At 71.7% G+C, this 17,517-nt stretch carries 12 protein-coding genes and 2 pseudogenes; 7 read left to right on the top strand and 7 right to left on the bottom strand.

The window, feature by feature from the left end; all coding sequences use genetic code 11:
* Positions 1-4: 4 nt before the first annotated feature.
* Positions 5-676 carry a CBS domain-containing protein gene (locus tag AQJ91_RS20360; RefSeq protein ID WP_067023490.1) on the bottom strand — a complete coding sequence of 224 codons (672 nt, stop codon included), beginning with the start codon at positions 674-676 and terminating at the stop codon, positions 5-7.
* A gap of 425 nt (positions 677-1,101) precedes the next feature.
* Between AQJ91_RS20360 and fbp the strand changes: the two genes are divergently transcribed.
* Positions 1,102-2,271 (top strand): fructose-1,6-bisphosphate aldolase/phosphatase, encoded by a 1,170-nt coding sequence (fbp, locus tag AQJ91_RS20355; protein WP_067023487.1) that lies wholly within the window; start codon positions 1,102-1,104, stop codon positions 2,269-2,271.
* A 42-nt stretch (positions 2,272-2,313) separates the two neighbouring features.
* Here the strand turns inward: fbp and AQJ91_RS20350 are convergent, their stop codons facing one another.
* Complete coding sequence (locus tag AQJ91_RS20350; protein WP_067023483.1) at positions 2,314-3,804, bottom strand: ATP-binding protein; 1,491 nt, start codon at positions 3,802-3,804, stop codon at positions 2,314-2,316.
* A gap of 659 nt (positions 3,805-4,463) precedes the next feature.
* Here AQJ91_RS20350 and AQJ91_RS58280 point away from each other — a divergent pair.
* The 4 genes and pseudogenes from AQJ91_RS58280 to AQJ91_RS57385 all read left to right on the top strand — a co-directional run.
* Positions 4,464-4,790 (top strand): annotated as a pseudogene (locus AQJ91_RS58280) (baeRF2 domain-containing protein); the annotation flags it as partial.
* A 148-nt stretch (positions 4,791-4,938) separates the two neighbouring features.
* Entirely contained in the window at positions 4,939-5,343 is a 405-nt protein-coding gene (locus AQJ91_RS55780) for a hypothetical protein (protein ID WP_234382659.1), read from the top strand.
* Positions 5,319-5,462, top strand: a pseudogene (locus AQJ91_RS57390) (universal stress protein); the annotation flags it as partial. The gene AQJ91_RS55780 and the pseudogene AQJ91_RS57390, both read left to right, overlap by 25 nt.
* A 109-nt stretch (positions 5,463-5,571) precedes the next feature.
* Positions 5,572-6,123 (top strand): universal stress protein, encoded by a 552-nt coding sequence (locus tag AQJ91_RS57385; RefSeq protein ID WP_267891221.1) that lies wholly within the window; start codon positions 5,572-5,574, stop codon positions 6,121-6,123.
* A gap of 343 nt (positions 6,124-6,466) precedes the next feature.
* On the opposite strand, the gene AQJ91_RS20335 is transcribed toward AQJ91_RS57385, so the two are convergent.
* The 3 genes from AQJ91_RS20335 to AQJ91_RS20325 form a co-directional block, all read right to left on the bottom strand.
* Positions 6,467-7,795 carry a PP2C family protein-serine/threonine phosphatase gene (locus AQJ91_RS20335; RefSeq protein WP_079085073.1) on the bottom strand — a complete coding sequence of 443 codons (1,329 nt, stop codon included), beginning with the start codon at positions 7,793-7,795 and terminating at the stop codon, positions 6,467-6,469.
* Positions 7,795-8,379: an ATP-binding protein gene (locus AQJ91_RS20330; RefSeq protein WP_079085087.1), complete on the bottom strand. Its 585-nt coding sequence runs from the start codon at positions 8,377-8,379 to the stop codon at positions 7,795-7,797. Before AQJ91_RS20330 ends, AQJ91_RS20335 begins: the two co-directional genes overlap by 1 nt.
* Before the next feature lie 342 nt (positions 8,380-8,721).
* Positions 8,722-9,180 (bottom strand): CBS domain-containing protein, encoded by a 459-nt coding sequence (locus AQJ91_RS20325; RefSeq protein WP_067023472.1) that lies wholly within the window; start codon positions 9,178-9,180, stop codon positions 8,722-8,724.
* Positions 9,181-9,785: 605 nt separating this feature from the next.
* On the opposite strand from AQJ91_RS20325, the gene AQJ91_RS20315 reads away from it, so the two are divergent.
* Both AQJ91_RS20315 and fdhF read left to right on the top strand, forming a co-directional pair.
* A complete protein-coding gene (locus tag AQJ91_RS20315; RefSeq protein WP_067023463.1) occupies positions 9,786-11,471 on the top strand; it encodes an NAD(P)H-dependent oxidoreductase subunit E in 1,686 nt (561 codons plus the stop codon).
* Complete coding sequence (fdhF, locus tag AQJ91_RS20310; protein ID WP_067023461.1) at positions 11,468-14,155, top strand: formate dehydrogenase subunit alpha; 2,688 nt, start codon at positions 11,468-11,470, stop codon at positions 14,153-14,155. The genes AQJ91_RS20315 and fdhF overlap by 4 nt, the downstream gene beginning before the upstream one ends.
* On the opposite strand, the gene AQJ91_RS20305 is transcribed toward fdhF, so the two are convergent.
* Both AQJ91_RS20305 and AQJ91_RS20300 read right to left on the bottom strand, forming a co-directional pair.
* Positions 14,156-14,575 carry a CBS domain-containing protein gene (locus AQJ91_RS20305; protein ID WP_067023459.1) on the bottom strand — a complete coding sequence of 140 codons (420 nt, stop codon included), beginning with the start codon at positions 14,573-14,575 and terminating at the stop codon, positions 14,156-14,158. It lies immediately after the preceding gene.
* A 133-nt stretch (positions 14,576-14,708) separates the two neighbouring features.
* Positions 14,709-17,273 (bottom strand): cation-translocating P-type ATPase, encoded by a 2,565-nt coding sequence (locus AQJ91_RS20300; RefSeq protein WP_067023457.1) that lies wholly within the window; start codon positions 17,271-17,273, stop codon positions 14,709-14,711.
* Positions 17,274-17,517: the final 244 nt, after the last annotated feature.

Here is a 17,517-nt window from a genome sequence, read left to right as displayed (position 1 = left end):
CGGGTCACCGCCGTGGTGTGCCGGCTTCGGCGTTGTTCTCGGCGCGCAGGTGACTCGTGACGTCGACGACTCCGTCGACGCTCTCGGCCAGGCGTACCGCGATGGGGATGAGGCTCTCCTGGGGCAGGGTCCCCCTGAGCGTCACCCGTCCGTCGGTGACCTGGACGGTGACCGCGCCAGGGGCCAGGCCGAGGGTTCGGGTCAGGACGTCCGTCGTGATCTCCTCGCCGATCGTGAAGTCACGCCGCAGGAAGACGCGCAGCAGGTCGCTGCGGCTGACGATGCCCACCAGCTGGCCGGCGTCGTCCACGACGGGGAGCCGTTTGACGTGGTGGCGGGCCATGGCACGGGCCGCTTCCACGACCGACCACTGGGGTCGGGCCGTAACGGCCGGGCTGGTCATCAGCCCCTCGGCGGTCAGCGCGTGGGTCTTGGCCCGTTCCGCGGGCAGCAGGTGCGCGGCGGCCAGGTGTCCGCCCGGATCCGCCTGGCTTTCCTGTTTGCGCAGCAGGTCCGTCTCCGACACCACGCCGACCGGGCGGCCCTGGTCGTCGACGACCGGTACCGCCGTGACGTCGTGCTCTGCGAGGTGCTCGGCGATGTCCTTGAAGCCCGTGTCCCGCTGGACACTCACCACGGCCTTCGTCATGAGATCTCCGACCATTCGATGCAGCATGTCACCGCTCCCTCCTCGGACGCTCGTGGCACGGGCCCTCTCTCCACTGTCCGCCCCTGGGAGAGCCCCCGCACTGTTCACGCGTCCTGGGAGCTTCGGCGGGCGTGCGAACGAGGACCGCGTGCCCGGGCCTGTCCTGCCGAGTGGCATCGGCCCGGGCTCGTGGCCCGGTGCCTCAGAGCAGCCGATTCGGCGAACAACCGGTGTCGGCAGCGCGCCGCTGACGGACCGGTGGACTGTCCGCTGCGGCGGGCGGCGGGCGGCGGGCGGCGACGGCCACGGGCGAGGGAAATGCCTCCCCATGGCTGACATCTGGTGCTCGGCGTTGCCCCAGAGGTCCCGGCATTTGGGCCGTTCGGCCGTTGCGCCTGAGTGCGGGCACTGCTGAGCGTGGAGCAGAGAGCCGATCGCGAAGGAGGCCGGCCATGCTGACCCTGAGCATCATCAAAGCCGATACGGGCGGATTCGTGGGGCACTCGGCGGTGCACCCGGACATGATCGATCTCGCTCGGCGGGCCCTGGACGGGGCACGCACCAGCGAGCTGCTCCTCGACGGGCAGGTGGCCACGTGCGGGGATGACCTGTCCTTGATCATGACGCATACGTACGGCGCGGACGCCCAGCTGATCCACGAGTTCGCCTGGGACGTCTTCACCCGCACCACCGCCCTGGCGAAGGACCTCGGCCTGTACGGAGCCGGTCAGGACCTGCTGTCGGACGCGTTCTCCGGGAACCTGCGCGGGATGGGGCCGGGCTATGCGGAGCTGGACTTCGAGGAGCGGCCCTCCGAGCCGGTGATCTGCTTCCTCGCCGACAAGACCGAGCCGGGTGCGTGGAACCTGGCGCTGTACAAGATGTTCGCCGATCCGTTCAACACGGCCGGGCTGGTCATCGACTCCAAGATGCACGACGGGTTCGTGTTCGAGGTCTACGACCTGTTCGAGGAGAAGCGGATCTTCTTCGACTGCCCCGGTGACCTGTACGACCTGCTGATGTACATCGGCGCTCCGGCCCGCTACGTGATCCACAGCGTGCGGTCCAAGGCGCTGGGCGAGGTCGCCGCGGCGACGAGCACCCAGCGGCTGTCGCTGATCGCGGGCAAGTACGTCGGCAAGGACGACCCGGTGATGATGGTGCGCTGCCAGTCCGGGCTGCCCGCGGTGGGGGAGGTGCTGGAGCCGTTCGCGTTCCCGTACGCCGTGGCCGGGTGCATGCGCGGTTCGCACCACGCGCCGCTGATGCCGGTGAGCGTGGGCACGGCGCATCCCTCGCGCTTCGACGGCCCGCCTCGCGTGGTGGCGCTCGGTTTCCAGATCACGCACGGGCGGCTGATCGGGTACCGGGACCTGTTCGACGATCCGGCGTTCGACGACGCCCGTCGTCAGGCGAACGCGGCCATGGACTACCTGCGCCGCCACGGCCCGTTCGAGCCGCACCGGCTGCCGCTGGAGGACCTGGAGTACACCACGATGCCCGGCATCGAGGCCAAGCTCGCCGACCACTGGCAGCCCATCGCGGGCAGCCTGGAACCGGTCCACCAGGAGCACCGGGAGGAGCCTGCCCGGGCAGGGACCGCGAGCGGGACTCCCGGCTGAACGGGATCACCGCCGGGAACCGCGCGCTTCGCTGCTGCCGGGTTATTCCCCCCGGTACAGCCGGTCGAGGCCGACGAGCACCACCTGCCCGTCGGCTTCGGCCGCGCGGAGCGCGGGAGTGAAGCCGACGCCGCTGTAGCAGGCGGGCCGGGCGTGAGTGACGTCCTCGCCGTCGGCGGCGAGCAGATCGAGGAGGTGACGGAGGTGTTCCAGGTGGTGCAGGTCCATGACCTCGTTCCAGAGCGCCACTCCCACCGACAGCAGAGCGCCGGAACGGGTGCCGATCCGGCCGCGTACGACCACTTCCGCCTCCGCCTCCGGACCGGCACGGCGTGCCGGGTCGGGCAGTGAGCCATGGGCCACCGTGGCGGGGCGTGCGCCGAAGAGGGCCGGGTCGGCGAAGTCCCTGACCCAGTCCCGGCAGATCCGGGCGAAGTGGGGGCCCGCTACCGTGGAGTCGAAGACGGGTCGTGCGTGGTGCCAGACCTCGGCGGCGTCCTGTTGCTCCAGCTCTGATCGGTGGGGCCAGACCGCCGCGTGTTCGAAGGCCAGCAGCGGCTCCGTGATGCGCAGCCGGATCAGGTTCGGGCGGAAGGCGTCGGGCTCGTTGCGCAGCAGGCCGTTTGCCTGCAGGAGCGCGAGACAGTGGGAGGCGTCGGTGAGCGGAGCGCCGAGACTTTCGGCGATCTGGCCCTGTGTCGAGCAGCCCGAGGCGATGGCGGCGAGCGCGGAGTGGCACAGCGCCCGGTCCCAGTGGTCGGTTTCCTCCTGCAGCAGGTGATGTGCCTCCAGGAACAGCGGTGTCTGGGGGTTGAGGACGGTTCTGCACACCCAGGCGTCGAAGTCGCCCGGCCCGCTGGGGGCGTCGTTTCCGACGTACGGCCGGTAGGCGGGGGTCCCGCCGACGACGGCGTGGACCAGGAGGGCGAGGCCGGGATCGTCGATGCCCCAGAATCGCGCGGCCTGCCGGAAGTCCAGTTGATGAAGGGTGAGTTCCAGATCGGCATGCCCGCGCAGCGGCGAGGCAACGCCGAACAGCCGGTGCATCACCGGCAGGGCGCTGCCACTCAGCAGCAGGCGTGCGCGGTTGTCGCGTCCCGTGTCGTGCAGGCGCCGGTAGGCGCTGTGGATGACGGAGGGCAGTTCGGGACTCTGCCGTACGAGGTCGGGGAACTCGTCGATGACGACCGGTACTGGCCGCTGGTCGCCCAGCGCGAGCAGGGCGTCGACGGCGTCCTCCCAGCCGCGCCAGCGGTGCGGTGGCGGTGTGCCCGTGTAATGGGCGAGCCCGTCGCCGAGTCGGCGCAGGGACTCGGCCCGAGTCGCCTGTTGCGCCCCGAAGTAGAAGCCGCCCAGGGCTGCCGTGAGTGCCTTCAGAAGGTGCGTCTTGCCGTGCCGTAGCCGTCCTGACACGACAGCGAGGCCGGCTCCGGGGCGGGTGTCGCAGGCGAAGGCGATGAGCGCGTCCCACTCAGCGTCGCGGTCGAAGACCGTCTCCGGCTTCGCGGGGCGAGAAACGTCGGAGGACGACACGGCTGCTCCCCTCGTTAGGCAGCACTCCTGCCACCAGTACAACGTCGAATGCCGGACGCCGCGACATGCGCGGCCACGCACGTCAGGCCCGTCGGGGCCGTCGGGGTCGAGCACGCATGCGTGGTCATGCGCTCCCGGTCGTCAGGGCTCCGGGTAGGCCGACTGCGGCTGACCGGGGGAGCGGGCATCGGTGCACTGTCGGCGCGCAGGGTCGGTGGCTGCGAGGTCTACTGGAAGGGCGGAGGCGGGTTTTGGGTGTTGCCGCGAGTGGTGGCTGGGTGGCCGGGAGGCGGGGGAGCGGTTCGGGCGATTCGAACGGGCCACAGCGATGAGGAGCGACCGTGGAGCTGAACTTTCTCGACCCCGTGTACGCGGGACCGGGCCCGTATGCCTGCGCCTACCTGGACACCTCGCGTGACATCCCCGATCCGGAGGCGGCGATCAGTCTGCGGCGCCGGCATCTGCGTGAGGATCTGGTCGGGCAGGGGGCCGATGACACCACCGTGGCCGTTGTCGCCGACGTGGCGGGCACGGACCGGGAGGTTTCCGGCCGGCACGGGCAGGCCATCGTCGCGAGCCACGGTCGTCTGGTTCTGGTGGAGGAACTGCCCAAGCCGCCGGCGCACGACGCGGCCCGGTTCGGCGCGTTGCCCGACCTGATGCCGCTCGCGGTCCAGCATGCGCCGGACATCCCCTACGTGGCCGCCATCGTGCACCGCGTCTCGCCCTGGGAGACCGGCGAGCCGGAGGAACTGGAGGTGGACTTCCAGATGGGGAGGTGGCCGAGCAGCGCGGTCGCGCCTGAACAGCATCGCCATCGGAGCGGTCCTGCGGCCCAGTGGCCTTACGGCGCCGACGAGATCGCCGGCGAGCTGGCGGAGCTGGTCCACCGCAGCGGTGCCGAGGTGATCGTGCTGGGCGGGGACGCGTGGGCGCGCAACGTTCTGGCCAACCGCCTTCCCGAGCCGTTGCGTGAGCGCGTTGTCACCGTCGCGGGTGACGGGCAGGCGGCCGGTGAGGGACGGGCGCTGCTGGAGCAGGAGTTGGGGGGAGGTCTTCCGGGGCCGGATGAGAGCGCGGGACCGGGCTCGGGTGGAGGCGTTCCGGGCGCGGCGAGCTCGGCACGCCGGCGCAGTGGAGGGCCTGACGGCGGTCGTGGCCGCGTTGCAGCGCGCTCAGGCAAGTGCGTTGCTGCTGAACACGCCCGTCGAGCTGTCTGTGCGGCCGTGGGCCGGCTCGGAGCCGACCCAGATCGCCCTGTCGGCTACCGACCTGGAGTCCTTCGGTGTCCTCGGCTTCCAGGAGGATCCGCCCGGCGCGGCCCTGAACCGCGCACTGGTTCGCACCGGCGCCGAGCTGGTGGTCGTCGCGCGGGAGGAACTGCCCCTGGAGGACGGGGTGGGCCGTGCTGCTGCGGTACACCGACCCGGAGGTGCCCGGGTGACTCCCCGTCGCCGGCCGGAGGTGCCACACCGTGGCGGGTTCTGCTTGTCGCCGGGAGGAGCTGGTGAGGTATGCCTGAGGGGCCGGTGGTGGTAGGGACGGACGGCTCGGCCGGAGCGGCACGCGCGGTGCTGTGGGCGGCGCAGGAGGCTGCCCTTCGGCATCAGCCCCTGCACATCGTGTGCGCCGTCGGCCTCGACCTGGCGGAGCGCCTGTCCGCCGAGACCGCTCGGCGGGTCCGTGAGGCGGCCCGGTCTCTGCTGGCCGAGGCTGCGGGCGGCCGCCTCGACGGCTCCGCAAGCCCCGGGTGTTTCGGCAGCGGCAGTGACGATCGTCGTGGGTTCGCGGGGGTTGGGCGGCTTCTCCACGCTGCTGCTGGGCTCGGTCGGGCTGACGGTGGCCGGACAGGCGAGGTGCCCCGTGGTCGTCGTGCGCGGTACGGAGCAGCCGTCGAGCGGCGTGGTCGTGGTGGGTGTACGGGACGAGGAGGACCTGGAGGCGGTGCGCTTCGCCGGAGAGACCGCCAGGCGACGCAAAGCGTCGTTGCGTCTGCTGAGCACGTGGACCTACCTCCAGTACATCGGGACCATGGCGCCCATGGCCGACGCGGTGCGGGTGGCCGTGGAGACAGGGGCAGCGGCGAGCACCCGCATGCTCGGCTCCGTCCGGGAGGAGTTCCCGGACCTCGAGGTGACCGAAGAGGTGGTGAGGGTCCCCTCGCCGGCCGGTGAACTGGTCGCGGCGTCGATGCGCGCGGATCTCGTCGTGGTGGGCGCGCGCAGGTCCGCGCACCACGTGGGCCGTGCGCTGGGCCGGGTCACGCACGCCGTTCTGCAGCACGCGCACTGCCCGGTTGCCGTCGTCCCACGCGAGTGATTCCTGCCGCTTGCCGGCGACGGGAACTGCGCGGATGGTGTCGTCCCGCGGCTAGCGCATGGCGCGGGCGCTGTTCGCTTCCGTCAGGCGCCGAGCTGTCCGCCGAGTCCGGGATGGTGGCAGGCGGGTGACGATGCGCGGTGAGCAGGTTGGTACCGCTGTTTTCGGCTGTTGGTCATGAGCCACTCGGGCAACTTGGTCATGAGCCACTCTGCTTCGTCCGTCGAGCTGATGGACTCGTCCACAGATGCGTGATCGGAAACCAGATCGGGAGCCGCCCCGCCTTGACAGGCGTGGTTCGGTGGGGCGCGGTTCTTCGTGTGTCTGCCGGACGCCTTGAGGGTCAGGTGTGCGGGGTGCGGATGGCGAGGATGGCGATGTCGTCGTGGCCGTCGCTGGGGTGGTGGTCGGCCAGGGTCTGTACGTAGTCCTCGAGTGGCAGGGCGGCGTGGGCGGTGGCGAGTTCGGCGAGTTCGGCGAGGCTCTGATCGATGGGATGGCCGGGGTGTTCGATGAGCCCGTCGGTGAAGAAGACCACGGTGGCATCCGGGGGCACGGGGTGGGTGTGGTCGGGGCGGGGGTGCTCGATGCTGACCCCGAGCGGTAGCCCGGGCTCGGCATTCAGGTACTCCGCTTGCCGGTCGGGCGTGATCAGCAGTGGTGGCAAGTGGCCCGCACTGCTCCAGTGCAGCCTCCAGGCGGGCCCGGCGGGTTCGATGCGGGCCAGGCTGACGGTGGTGACGGGGTTGTCGGTGATGGCCTGCAGGGTGCGGTCGAGCTGGGCGAGGACCGCGCTGGGCGGAGTGCGCCTGTCGAACAGCAGGGCGCGCAGCATGTTTCGGGTGGAGGCCATGGCGGCCGCAGCATGAAGATCGTGGCCGACCACGTCACCGATGACTACCGCCAGTGTGTCGTCGGGGAGCAGGATGGCGTCGTACCAGTCCCCACCGAGGGGGTGGGGCTGGGCGGCGGGCCGGTAGATGGCGGCGGCGTCAAAGGGCCGCAGGTCGGGCAGCGTGGGCAGCAGAAGTCGCTGGAACTGCTCGGACCCGGCACGCGCCTGCTCGAACAGACGGACGTTTTCGATCGCGATACCGGCGGCGCCGGCCAGGGCGACGACGATGTTCTCGTCGTGAGCGTCGAAGGGCTGTCCGTCGCGTCGTTCGGACAGGTAGAGGTCACCGTAGATCGAACCGCGGACGCTGATGGCGACTCCCAGGAGGGTGCGCAGGCGTGGGTGGCCGGCCGGGAAGCCGGCGGAGGCCGGGTGGGAGCGGATGTCATCGACCCGCAGGGGCACGGGATGGCGGATCAGGAACCCGAGAACGCCCTTACCGCGGGGGAAGCCGGTCTCAGCCAGATCGGCACGTTCCTGTTCGGACAGTCCGACGGGGATGAACTGCTCAAGGTACTCGCCGGACTCGTGCAGCACTCCCAGTGCCCCGTAGCGGGCCCCGACCAGATCCATGGCGGTGGTCACGACGCGGTGGAGCACCGCAGACAGCTCCAGTTCGCGGCTGATCGCCAGCACAGCATCCAGCAGCCCGTGCAGCCGGTCCGTGGCGCGCGCCAGCGCCCGAAGCTGCTCGGTGATCTGCTCCAGTTCGGCATCAAGGCGAAGCCGCAGATCAGGAGTGCTCGGCTGCTTCGGTTCCTCGTCCTCTCTCGCCATCACAGGTGCCCGGCCTGGCGTGCGGTTTCGGTGGGCTTGAGCTGGCAGGGGTCGGTTACGGTCTTCTGGATCAGGGTGCCCTTGAAGGTGAGCCGGTCGGCGATCGCCGTGCAGAGGCGGGCGTCGGTGAAGGTTTTGTCCCACTTGCTGAACGGGGCGTCGGAGGCCACCGCCGTCGCCTTGCCTTCCTCCCGCTTCGTGAAGATCTGGTAGAGCAGCCTGGCGCCCTTCCGGGCCAGGTTCAGGTAGCCGAATTCGCTCAGATACAGCAGGGCGAGCGTGCTGCAGCGGGCGATCACGGAGGACGGACGCTTGACGGCCTCCGCTCCGGCGAGCTCGTTCACCAGAGCCGCCTGGCAATCCTCCAGGCGCTTGGGCCGGGAAGACTTCGCCGCCCGCACCTGCCGTTGCCGACGGCGGACCTCCCGGGCAGCGACCTCGATCTGCAGGAACTGCTCGTAGGACGGCTGCTCGAGCCGGGCGGTGGCCCCGATCTCGACGAACCGCTCACGGAACGCCGGCGGGCGGAGGTCTCGGCAGGCTTCGTCGATCAGCGCGCTCTCCGGAATGCCGGGCAGCGCCATCCGGGTGGGCAGCCCCTGCGGCTCGGCTGCAGTCTCCGCAGCCTGGGTGGGGGTCATGCACTCATGCCCTTCCTGGTGGATGCGGGTGTGGGTACCGGCTTGAGTGGCCGGTTCGTACTCGCTCAGGAAACAACGGCCGAACGTGCGGATCGCGGGACCGGCCGAGGGCTCGCTCCCTCCCCGGCCTGGGATTGCGAGCGAGCCGCGCCTTCGGCGGGCGGTGGTCGGGCGGCGTTCGGTGGCAGGGGGCGGCGGGGATGCCGAGCGCGGGCAGCCACCGGGCCTCCCGCCCGGCTGAAGACAACGTCCCCCGCATCTCGCCCGCTGCAAAGCCGCAGTCGGTCAGCCATGCGGCAGGAGAGCCTGCTGGGCGCCGCGGAGAACTTCGGGGATCTTCCTGGCGGCGTCGACCACGGCCGCCAGGTCCGAGAGTTGCTGGGTGAGCTGCCAGAACAGGTCGTCGAAGGAGATCATGCCGACCAGCCGGCCCTCGGACACCACCGGGAGGTGGCGCACCTGAACCGACCGCATGACGAGAAGGGCGACCGCGACGGCCGTCTCGGAGTCCACGGTCGCCGGGGCGTTGGACATGACCTTCTCCACCTCAGTCTGCGGCGGCAGCCCGCGGGCCATCGCCCGTACGACCAGGTCGCGGTCGGTGACGATGCCGACCACCCGGTCGTCCTCGACCACGGGCAGGGCCCCGACGCCGACACGGGCCATGTGCTGAGCCGCCTCCTCGAGGGAGGTCGTACGGGGCACACTGGCCGGCGGTGTGTTCATCACGTACTGGATCTGCACGGTTGGAATCCCTGCCCTCGGAAAAGGGGCGACTCAGGCTGTCCGCAGCACCCCGTCGCCACGGGCGCCACCACGGCTTCGACGAATCGACCGAGGCCGACCTCCTTGTCGCGGAGGCCGCAAGCCAGGTCGGCTTCGCTGATCAGGCCGACCAGTTACCGTCCTCGTTGACAACAGACGGGTCCAGCATGCGCCGCGCCACGACGTCCAGCACCTCGTTGCCCGCCCACGCACTCGGCCCCTTTGTGCATCAGGTCCCGCGCACTGGAAGCCTCCTTGACACGGAGGACCGGCGTTCGCGGCACGGGCGTCTTCGGTGCCTCCTGATGCCCTGAACCAGAACTCCATTGTCACGTCGGCCGGACCGCCATGCACCTCGGGAGCCTGACGAGGCCGACGTGTGTACCGCTCGCTGCATCTGGCCGTTCACCAGGCTCATCCACGCTTCACCGCACCGGTCGGCCACCTGTTCCGGCCGTACGCCGTCTGTCGGTCCTTCCCGGTTGGCGTCCCGCCGCCGGGGCTGGGAAGGCCCGGGCTCGTCACGTCAGCCAGCCATCAATGTCTGAATTGCAGCCTTCTGCGGCTACCTTGACGATGAAGGCATGGTTCCCACGGCACCTGCGGACCGTTTGGACGCGTTCCGGGCCCTGGACGACCGGCGTGGGCGGCCAGGAAGCCGCCTGATCGAGGCGTTGGCCGAGGCCAGGGCGGGAACAGCGGACCAGCCCGCCGACTGGGCTCCGGCTGTCGCCGCCGGTATCGGCCTGCCCGCTGCCGCCGGGCTTGGACCGGCCAGTTACTACGCGGACCTCGCCGCCCCGCACGGCCGCCGTCATGTCCGGGTCTGCGCGGCGACGGCCTGCTTCGCCGCGCAGGCGGGACGGCATCTCACCGAGGTGGAGCACGAGCTGGGCGTCACCGTGGACACGGCCCCACTGGGCGGGGAGACGTCGGTGCAGGCCGTCCGCTGTCTGGGGTATTGCTACGCGGGTCCCGCCGCGCTCGACGGTGACACACCCTGCACCGGCCCGACGCTGGCTGGGCAACTCGCGGGACGCGAGCCCCCTCGGGCTCCGGAGATCTGGGCGGCCGACGACACCGGCGACCCCGTACTTCTGGGAAACGTGGTTGCCGGGGAGCCCGTGTGGCGGGTCTGGCCGCAGGTGGTCACGGCTGGCACTCCCGGCGATGTTCAGCAGGAGGTGGCTGTGTCCGGGCTGCGAGGACGCGGTGGTGCGGGGTTCCGGGTGGCAGCGAAGTGGGAGGCGGCCGACCGGGCTCCCGGCACCGTGGTGGTGGCCAACGGGGACGAGGGGGACCCCGGCTCCTACGCCGACCGGCTGCTGATGGAGGCGGAGCCGGAACGAGTGCTGGAGGGCCTGGCCCTGGCCTGCTTCGCGTGTGCGGCCCGCCGGGGTGTGATCCTGGTGCGCTCGGAGTATCCGCGTGCGCTGGCGCGGATGCGGGAGACGGTGGCGCAGGCGTACGACGACGGGCACTTCGGCCCGTCCGTTCACGGCACGGACATCGCCTTGGACGTCGAGGTGGTGGAGGGGGCCGGATCCTACGTCGCGGGCGAGGAGACCGCCCTGATCGCGAGCCTGGAGGGGGATCGGGGCTGCGCCCGGCCGCGCCCGCCGTACCCGACCCAGCGTGGCCTGTGGGATGCGCCGACGGTGGTGAACAATGTCGAGACCCTGGCATCCGTCCCGTGGATCATCGCCCACGGCGGAGAGGCGTACGCCCGGCGCGGGGCGCGGGACGAGACCGGGACGAAGCTGGTGTGCTTGTCGGAGCGGTTCGCCCGGCCGGGAGCGTACGAGGTCGAACTGGGCACCCCACTGCTGCGGATCGTCACCGAGCTGGGCGGCGGCCTGAAGGACGGCAGCGAGCTGGCCGCGTTGCAGGTGGGCGGTCCGTTGGGCGGCTTCCTCGGCCCCGATGCGCTGGACGTACCGCTGACGACCGCCGACCTCGCGGCCCGAGGCGCCGCACTCGGCCATGCCGGACTGGTCGCCTTCGACCGGCGGGTGGCTCCGGAGGAAGTGCTGCGGCACATCTGGCAGTTCGCGGCGGCGGAGAGCTGCGGCGCCTGCTCCCCCTGCCGCGTGGGCTCGCGCCGCGGCCTGGAACTGGCGTCCGTCGACACCCCACCCGGACCTGAATGGGAACGGCTCGGGCGTGTTCTCGCCGAGGCGAGCCTGTGTGCCTTCGGGCGGCGCATTCCGCCCGCGGTGCACAGCCTCGCCCGCGCCTACGGGGACCGACTCGCGGGATGGCAGCCATGACGGGAATCGAGGTCGATGGCGTCAGCGTCACCGTTCCGGAGGGAGCCTCACTGCTCTCGGCGGTACGGGCGGCCGGAGTCGAGCTGCCCGCGCTCTGCTCCGACGAGCGGCTCAGCCCGGCCGGCTCCTGCCGTACGTGCCTCGTGCGGGCCGACGGGACGATCGTCGCGGCCTGTGTGAGCCCGGCCGCACCCGGTGCGCGCGTCGAGACGGACGCCGACGATCTCCGGCAGCTGCGCCGGGACGCGGTGCGGCTCATCGCCTCCGCCCTGCCGCGCCGTGCCCTGACCGGGGACAACCCCAGCGAACTGGCGCATGCCTGCCGGTCGTTGGGCCTCGGCCCCGAGGCCGCGCAGGGCGCCGAAGGGAGGGGCGGAGACGACTCCCACCCGTACGTCCACCTGGACCGGGACCTGTGCATCGCCTGCGGCCGCTGCGTCCGTATGTGCGCCGAGGTGCAGGGCACCTTCGCGCTGACCCTGGTCGGACGGGGCGCCGGCACTGTGGTCGCGCCCGGCACCGGCGGGCCCTGGGCCGAGTCGGACTGCGTGGCGTGCGGCGGGTGCGTGGACACCTGCCCCACCGGTGCGATCACCGAACCCGGCCCGGGGCGCGGGCTCACCTCCGCCCACGCGCCGGCCGCGACCCGTACCACGTGCGGATACTGCGGGGTCGGCTGTGCCCTGGACGTCGTCACCGCCGACGGCGAGGTCACGGCGGTCCTGCCCGCCCGGGACGGCCCGGTCAACCAGGGACACGCCTGCGTCAAAGGGCGCTTCGCCCACGGCTACCTCACCTCTCCCGAACGGCTCACCTGCCCCCTGCTGCGGCGCTACGGCCGCCTGGAGCCCGTCGGCTGGGACGAGGCTCTCAGGCATGTCGCCCGAGGGCTGCGCGCGGCCATCGGAGCGGGCGGCGCGGACGCGGTGGCGGCGATCTCCTCGGCCCGCGCCACCAACGAGGAGAACTACCTCGTCCAGAAGTTCATGCGGGTCGTCATCGGCACCAACAACGTCGACAACTGCTCCCGCCTGTGCCACTCCCCGTCCGCCGCCGGACTGACCGCCTCCTTCGGACTTGCCGGCGGCACCGACAGCTTCGACGACGTGGAGCGGGCCGACTGCCTGCTGGTGGTCGGTGCCAACCCGGTCGAGGCCCATCCCGTGGTCGGTGCGCGCCTCCTCCGGCGGGTGCTGCGCGGGGCCAAGCTGGTCGTGGCCGACCCCCGTGCCGTGGGACTGGCCTTGCACGCCGACGTGCACCTGCGGCCCCGGCCCGGCACCAACGTGGCGCTCTTCCACGGCCTTGCCCACGTCCTGCTCACCGAGGGTCTGGTGGACGAGGAGTTCCTGCGTGAGCGGGCCGCGGGTCTGCCGGAGCTCGCCGAACTGCTGATGGACTACCCGCCCGACCTGGTCGAGGACATCACCGGGGTGCCCGCCGAGGACCTGGTCGCCGCCGCCCGGCTGTACGGCCGTGCCCGGCAGCCCGCGATCGTCTACGGCCTCGGCGTCACAGAGCACCTGCACGGCACCGACGGGGTGCGGTCCCTGGCCAACCTGGCGGTCCTGCGCGGCGCCGTCGGCACCGACCGCGGATACGGCGTCAACCCGCTGCGCGGCCAGAACAACGTCCAGGGCGCCTCCGACATGGGCGCGCTCCCCGACCTCCTACCCGGCTACGGCAAGGTGGCCGACCCTGCCGTACGGTCCCGGGCCGAGGCGGTGTGGGGCGTACCGGTCCCTGAACGGCCCGGCCTGCGGATCCCGGACATGTTCGCCGCAGCGCGGGCGGGGGCTCTGCGGGCGCTGTGGGTCATCGGTGAGGACGTCTGCGCCACCGACCCCGACAGCAACCGGGTGGCCGCAGCCCTGGACGCGTGCCCGCTCGTCGTGTGCAACGAGCTGTTCCTGTCCGAGACCGCCCGCCACGCCGACATCGTGCTGCCGGTCGCGTCCTGGCTGGAGAAGGACGGCACCTTCGTCAACTTCGACCGCCGCTTCCAGCGGGTCCGCCCCGCCGTGCCCTCGCCGGGCGAGGCACGCAGCGACTTCGACGTCGTGCACGCCGTCGCGGTGGCCATGGGCAGCGACATCGGCTGTCCGACACCGGCCGACGCCCTGGCCGAGTGCGGACGCATCGCGCCCGTCTTCGCCGGCCTCTCCCACGACCGGCTGGACCGGGAGGGCGCCGTGCCATGGCCCTGCCCGGACCCCGACCGCCCGGGCGAGGCCAAGCTCTACAAGGAACGGTTTGCCACACCAGACGGGCGGGCTCACCTCGCCGCGCCCCCTTATCTCCCGCCGGGAGAACACCCCCACGACGACTACCCGCTGCTCCTGGTCACCGGGCGGCGCTGGGCCCACTACAACTCCGGCAGCATGACCCGCCGCGGCGGCAACCTCGCACTCGACCCGGTCGACTTCCTCGACCTGCACCCCGACGACGCCGCCCGGTACGGCGTCCGGGACGGCGCACAGCTCACCGTGGAGAGCCGACATGGCCAGGCCCGCCTCATCGCCCGGGTCAGCGAACAGACAGCCCCCGGCCAGGTGTTCAGCTCCTTCCACTTCCCCGCGAGCGGGGTGAACCGCCTGACCTCCAGCCACGCGGACACCGTCACGTCCTGTCCCGAATACAAGGTCACGGCAGTACGCGTGAGAGTGCGACGACCCGTCGGCTGATCAGCGGGCCGCGCAGACGACCTCGACGAAGTGGCCCACCTGCTCCTCGGGCAGGTGACGTGCGAGGTCCGCCTCACTGATCATGCCGACGAGGCGGTGGTTGTCGATGACCGGCAGCCTGCGGATACGGTGCTCCTCCATGGCCCTCAGGACCTGGTCGGCATCGGCCTCGGCGTCGATCGTGACCGGCTTGCCCTGTTCGAGCAGGCCCGCGGTCATGGTCCTGGGGTCCTTGCCCTTGGCGACGCACTTCAGCACGATGTCGCGGTCCGTGATGATCCCGTGGAGCCGGTCGTCCTCGCCGCAGATCGGGAGGGCTCCGACGTCCAGTTCCTGCATCTTGCGCGCAGCGGCTTCCAGCGTCTCGTTCTCCTGGATGCAGGTGGCGCCGCCGTGCATGATCTCCCGGGCAGTGGTCATGGTCGTCTCCTTCGGGCGTCGTGATCCACGCGGGGAGAGCCCATGGAGCCTGGCCCACCCCGGCCGGTACTCCCACAGACCAGTGTGGATTCCGCGTCTGCTGTGCGCATGCCGGGCGGGGCGCTCTCGGGCCTCAAGGCGGGCCCCCGCGCGGTGGGCGCTCCGGTCTCAGCCGGGCCTGAAGGCGCATGACGACATGGCCGAGGCCGGACACCAAGCCGGCGATCGCCAGGTCGGTGGGCGGAAGTGGCTCCGTGCCCAGCAGCTCCCGCAGGGGCGGCAGATAGACGCCCGCCGCCTGGAGGCCCAGTGCCGCGCCCACGGCGACCAGCAGGAACGGGTTGGCCAGGCTGCCCGGGCGGGCCCGGGAGCCGAGCGCCACGCCGAGCTGGGTGGCGCCGAGGATCAGGAACACCATGGACTGCCACGGGCGTCCGGTCTCCCGGGCCCACACCCCGACCACGAGGGTGACCGTGGCGACGAAGGAGCCCATGAGCAGGATCCGCGGCCACAGGCCGGCACCCAGCACGCTCTCCTCGGGGGGCCGGGGCGGGTTGCGCATCGCGTCCGGCGCGACGGGCTCCGCGCCGAGCGCGACACCGGGCAGGCCGTGCGTGAGCAGGTTGATCCACAGGATCTGCGCGGGCAGCAGCGGCAGCGGCATCCCCAGAAAGGGGCCGAGGAGCATGACCAGGATCTCCGCGGTGCCCCCGGCGAGCGCGTAGAGCAGGAACCGGCGTACGTTCGCGTAGACGCGGCGCCCCTCCTCCACGGCTGCCACGATCGTGGCCGGGTTGTCGTCAGCGAGCACCAAGTCGGCCGCCTGGCGTGCCACCTCGGTGCCGCGCCGTCCCATGGCGACGCCGATGTCGGCCCGCCGCAGGGCCGGGCCGTCGTTGACGCCGTCCCCCGTCATCGCCACCACCTGCCCGGCCCCGCGCCACGCCTGGACGATGTCCAGCTTCTGCTCGGGAGTGGTGCGGGCATAGACCCGTACGCCTGTGAGGTCACCCGCCGTGCCCTCCCGGATCCGATCGCCGGTGGTGACCTCCTCGTCGCGGGTGGCGATGCCCAGGCGCCCGGCTATGGCCCGTGCGGTCAGCGGGTGGTCACCGGTGATGAGTACGGGGACGATGCCGGCCCGTTTGCAGGCGGCGATCGTCGGCTCGGACGCGCTGCGGGGCGGGTCCAGGATGCCGACGAGGCCAAGGAGTGACAGGCCCGACTCCCATGTCGTGGGCCGTGGCCCCCTCTCCTCGTGGACGGCCGAGGCGAGGGCGAGCACGCGGTACCCACGGCGTGCCAGCGCCTCCGCGTGTGCGGCCGCTCGGGCGAGCGCTTCAGGGCCGTCGGCCAGGATCTGCGGCCGGAGCACGGATTCCGGCGCCCCTTTGCACGCGACCCACAGTCCTGACTCCGGCCGGCGGTGCACGGTCGTCATCCGCTTGCGCTCGCTGTCGAACGGGATCTCCTCCAGTCGCGGCAACTCGCGGTCCAGCGCCGCTCGGTCCAGCCCGAGTCGGACCCCGGCCACCAGCAGAGCGGCCTCTGTGGGATCGCCCAGCGCACTCCACTCCGTGGAGCCGTCCGGCGGAGGCTGAAGCGCGGCGTCGTTGCACAGCATCGCGACACGCAGCAATGCCACCAGGTCGGGCGCGTCGCCTGCGGTCACGGTCTCGCCGTCGCGGACAACCCGGCCCCCGGGGTCATAGCCCGTGCCCACGACCGCTGCCTCTCCGCGCGGTGTCCACAGCTGCTCGGCCGCCATCCGGCCCTCGGTCAGGGTGCCGGTCTTGTCGGTGGCGATCACGGTCACCGAGCCCAGGGTCTCCACTGCGGGCAGCCGGCGGACGATGGCGTGCCGGTCCGCCATCCGCCGCGCTCCCAGGGCCAGAGCAAGCGTGACTACTGCGGGGAGGGACTCCGGAACGGCCGCGACGGCGAGGCTGATCGCCGCCACGATCATCAGCTCCACGGGCTGTCCGCGTACCAGCCCGAGCGCGAGGACCACCGCGCACAGCGCCACGGTGACGGCCGCCAGCGTCCGGCCGAACCTCGCGAGCCGGTGCTGCAGCGGAGTCAGACCGGGTGCGGCACCCATCAGGGAGGCGATCCGGCCGAGCGCGCTGTCGGCCCCGGTGGCCGTGACCACCACACGGCCGTGGCCACGGACAACGACCGTACCCGCCGACACAGCACCGCGCGACGCATCCGGGTCAGGGGCCTTCTCCACCGGCACTGACTCACCCGTCAGCGACGACTCGTCCGCCAGTAGCAACGCCGCGGCCAGCACGTCTGCGTCCGCGGGGACGATGTCCCCCTCGGACAGCAGGACCAGGTCACCCGGAACCACCTCGGCAGCCGGAACGGAACGTTCCCCACCGTCCCGCACCACCCTGGCCGCAGGGGCGCTCATGGCGGACAGGGCCATCACCGCCTGTTCCGCCCGCACTTCCTGTACGACGCCGACCACGGTGTTCACGGTGATCACGAGCAGGATCACGGCGGCGTCGGAGAGATCGCCGGTAGCGATGGTCAGGGCGGCGGCAACGAGTAGGACGAGGATCAGCGGATCGCGCAGTTGTTGCAGCACCCGCCGCCACACCGGGGTCCGCGGCTCCGCTGGGATCTCGTTGGGCCCATGGCGCTCCAGTCGTCGCGCGGCCTCGTCCGACGACAGCCCCGTGGCGGGAGGCATGCTCTGAAGTCGGCCGACCTCCGCAGCGGGCCTCCGGCTGCCTCCGCGCCGGTTCACGGCCGTGGCGGAGCCGCGTCCGGACGGCTTGGTGTATTGGGTGCCATCACCGCTCCCGTCGTGAACTCGATTGCCCCGGAGGACGGTTCCCTACCTTCTCAGACTGCACCCTGGCTCGGGGCTGCGCGCGGCTGCGGTCGTGGTCGGCGGCGTACGCGGGGAAGACTGCCGTCGGTGTTCCGCCCGT

The sequence above is a fragment of the Streptomyces dysideae genome (genome assembly GCF_001514305.1).
Classification (GTDB): Bacteria; Actinomycetota; Actinomycetes; order Streptomycetales; family Streptomycetaceae; genus Streptomyces; species Streptomyces dysideae.
Note: the sequence above shows the minus strand (reverse complement) of the source record. Positions and strands in the feature narration are given on the sequence as shown.

What these genes read in the sequence shown, in the direction of transcription:
- AQJ91_RS20360 (WP_067023490.1), bottom strand. Translation starts at nt 676, where the DNA reads ATGCTGCATCGAATGGTCGGAGATCTCATGACGAAGGCCGTGGTGAGT.
- fbp (WP_067023487.1), top strand. Translation starts at nt 1,102, where the DNA reads ATGCTGACCCTGAGCATCATCAAAGCCGATACGGGCGGATTCGTGGGG.
- AQJ91_RS20335 (WP_079085073.1), bottom strand. Translation starts at nt 7,795, where the DNA reads ATGGCGAGAGAGGACGAGGAACCGAAGCAGCCGAGCACTCCTGATCTG.
- AQJ91_RS20330 (WP_079085087.1), bottom strand. Translation starts at nt 8,379, where the DNA reads ATGGCGCTGCCCGGCATTCCGGAGAGCGCGCTGATCGACGAAGCCTGC.
- AQJ91_RS20315 (WP_067023463.1), top strand. Translation starts at nt 9,786, where the DNA reads ATGGTTCCCACGGCACCTGCGGACCGTTTGGACGCGTTCCGGGCCCTG.
- fdhF (WP_067023461.1), top strand. Translation starts at nt 11,468, where the DNA reads ATGACGGGAATCGAGGTCGATGGCGTCAGCGTCACCGTTCCGGAGGGA.
- AQJ91_RS20305 (WP_067023459.1), bottom strand. Translation starts at nt 14,575, where the DNA reads ATGACCACTGCCCGGGAGATCATGCACGGCGGCGCCACCTGCATCCAG.
- AQJ91_RS20300 (WP_067023457.1), bottom strand. Translation starts at nt 17,273, where the DNA reads ATGCCTCCCGCCACGGGGCTGTCGTCGGACGAGGCCGCGCGACGACTG.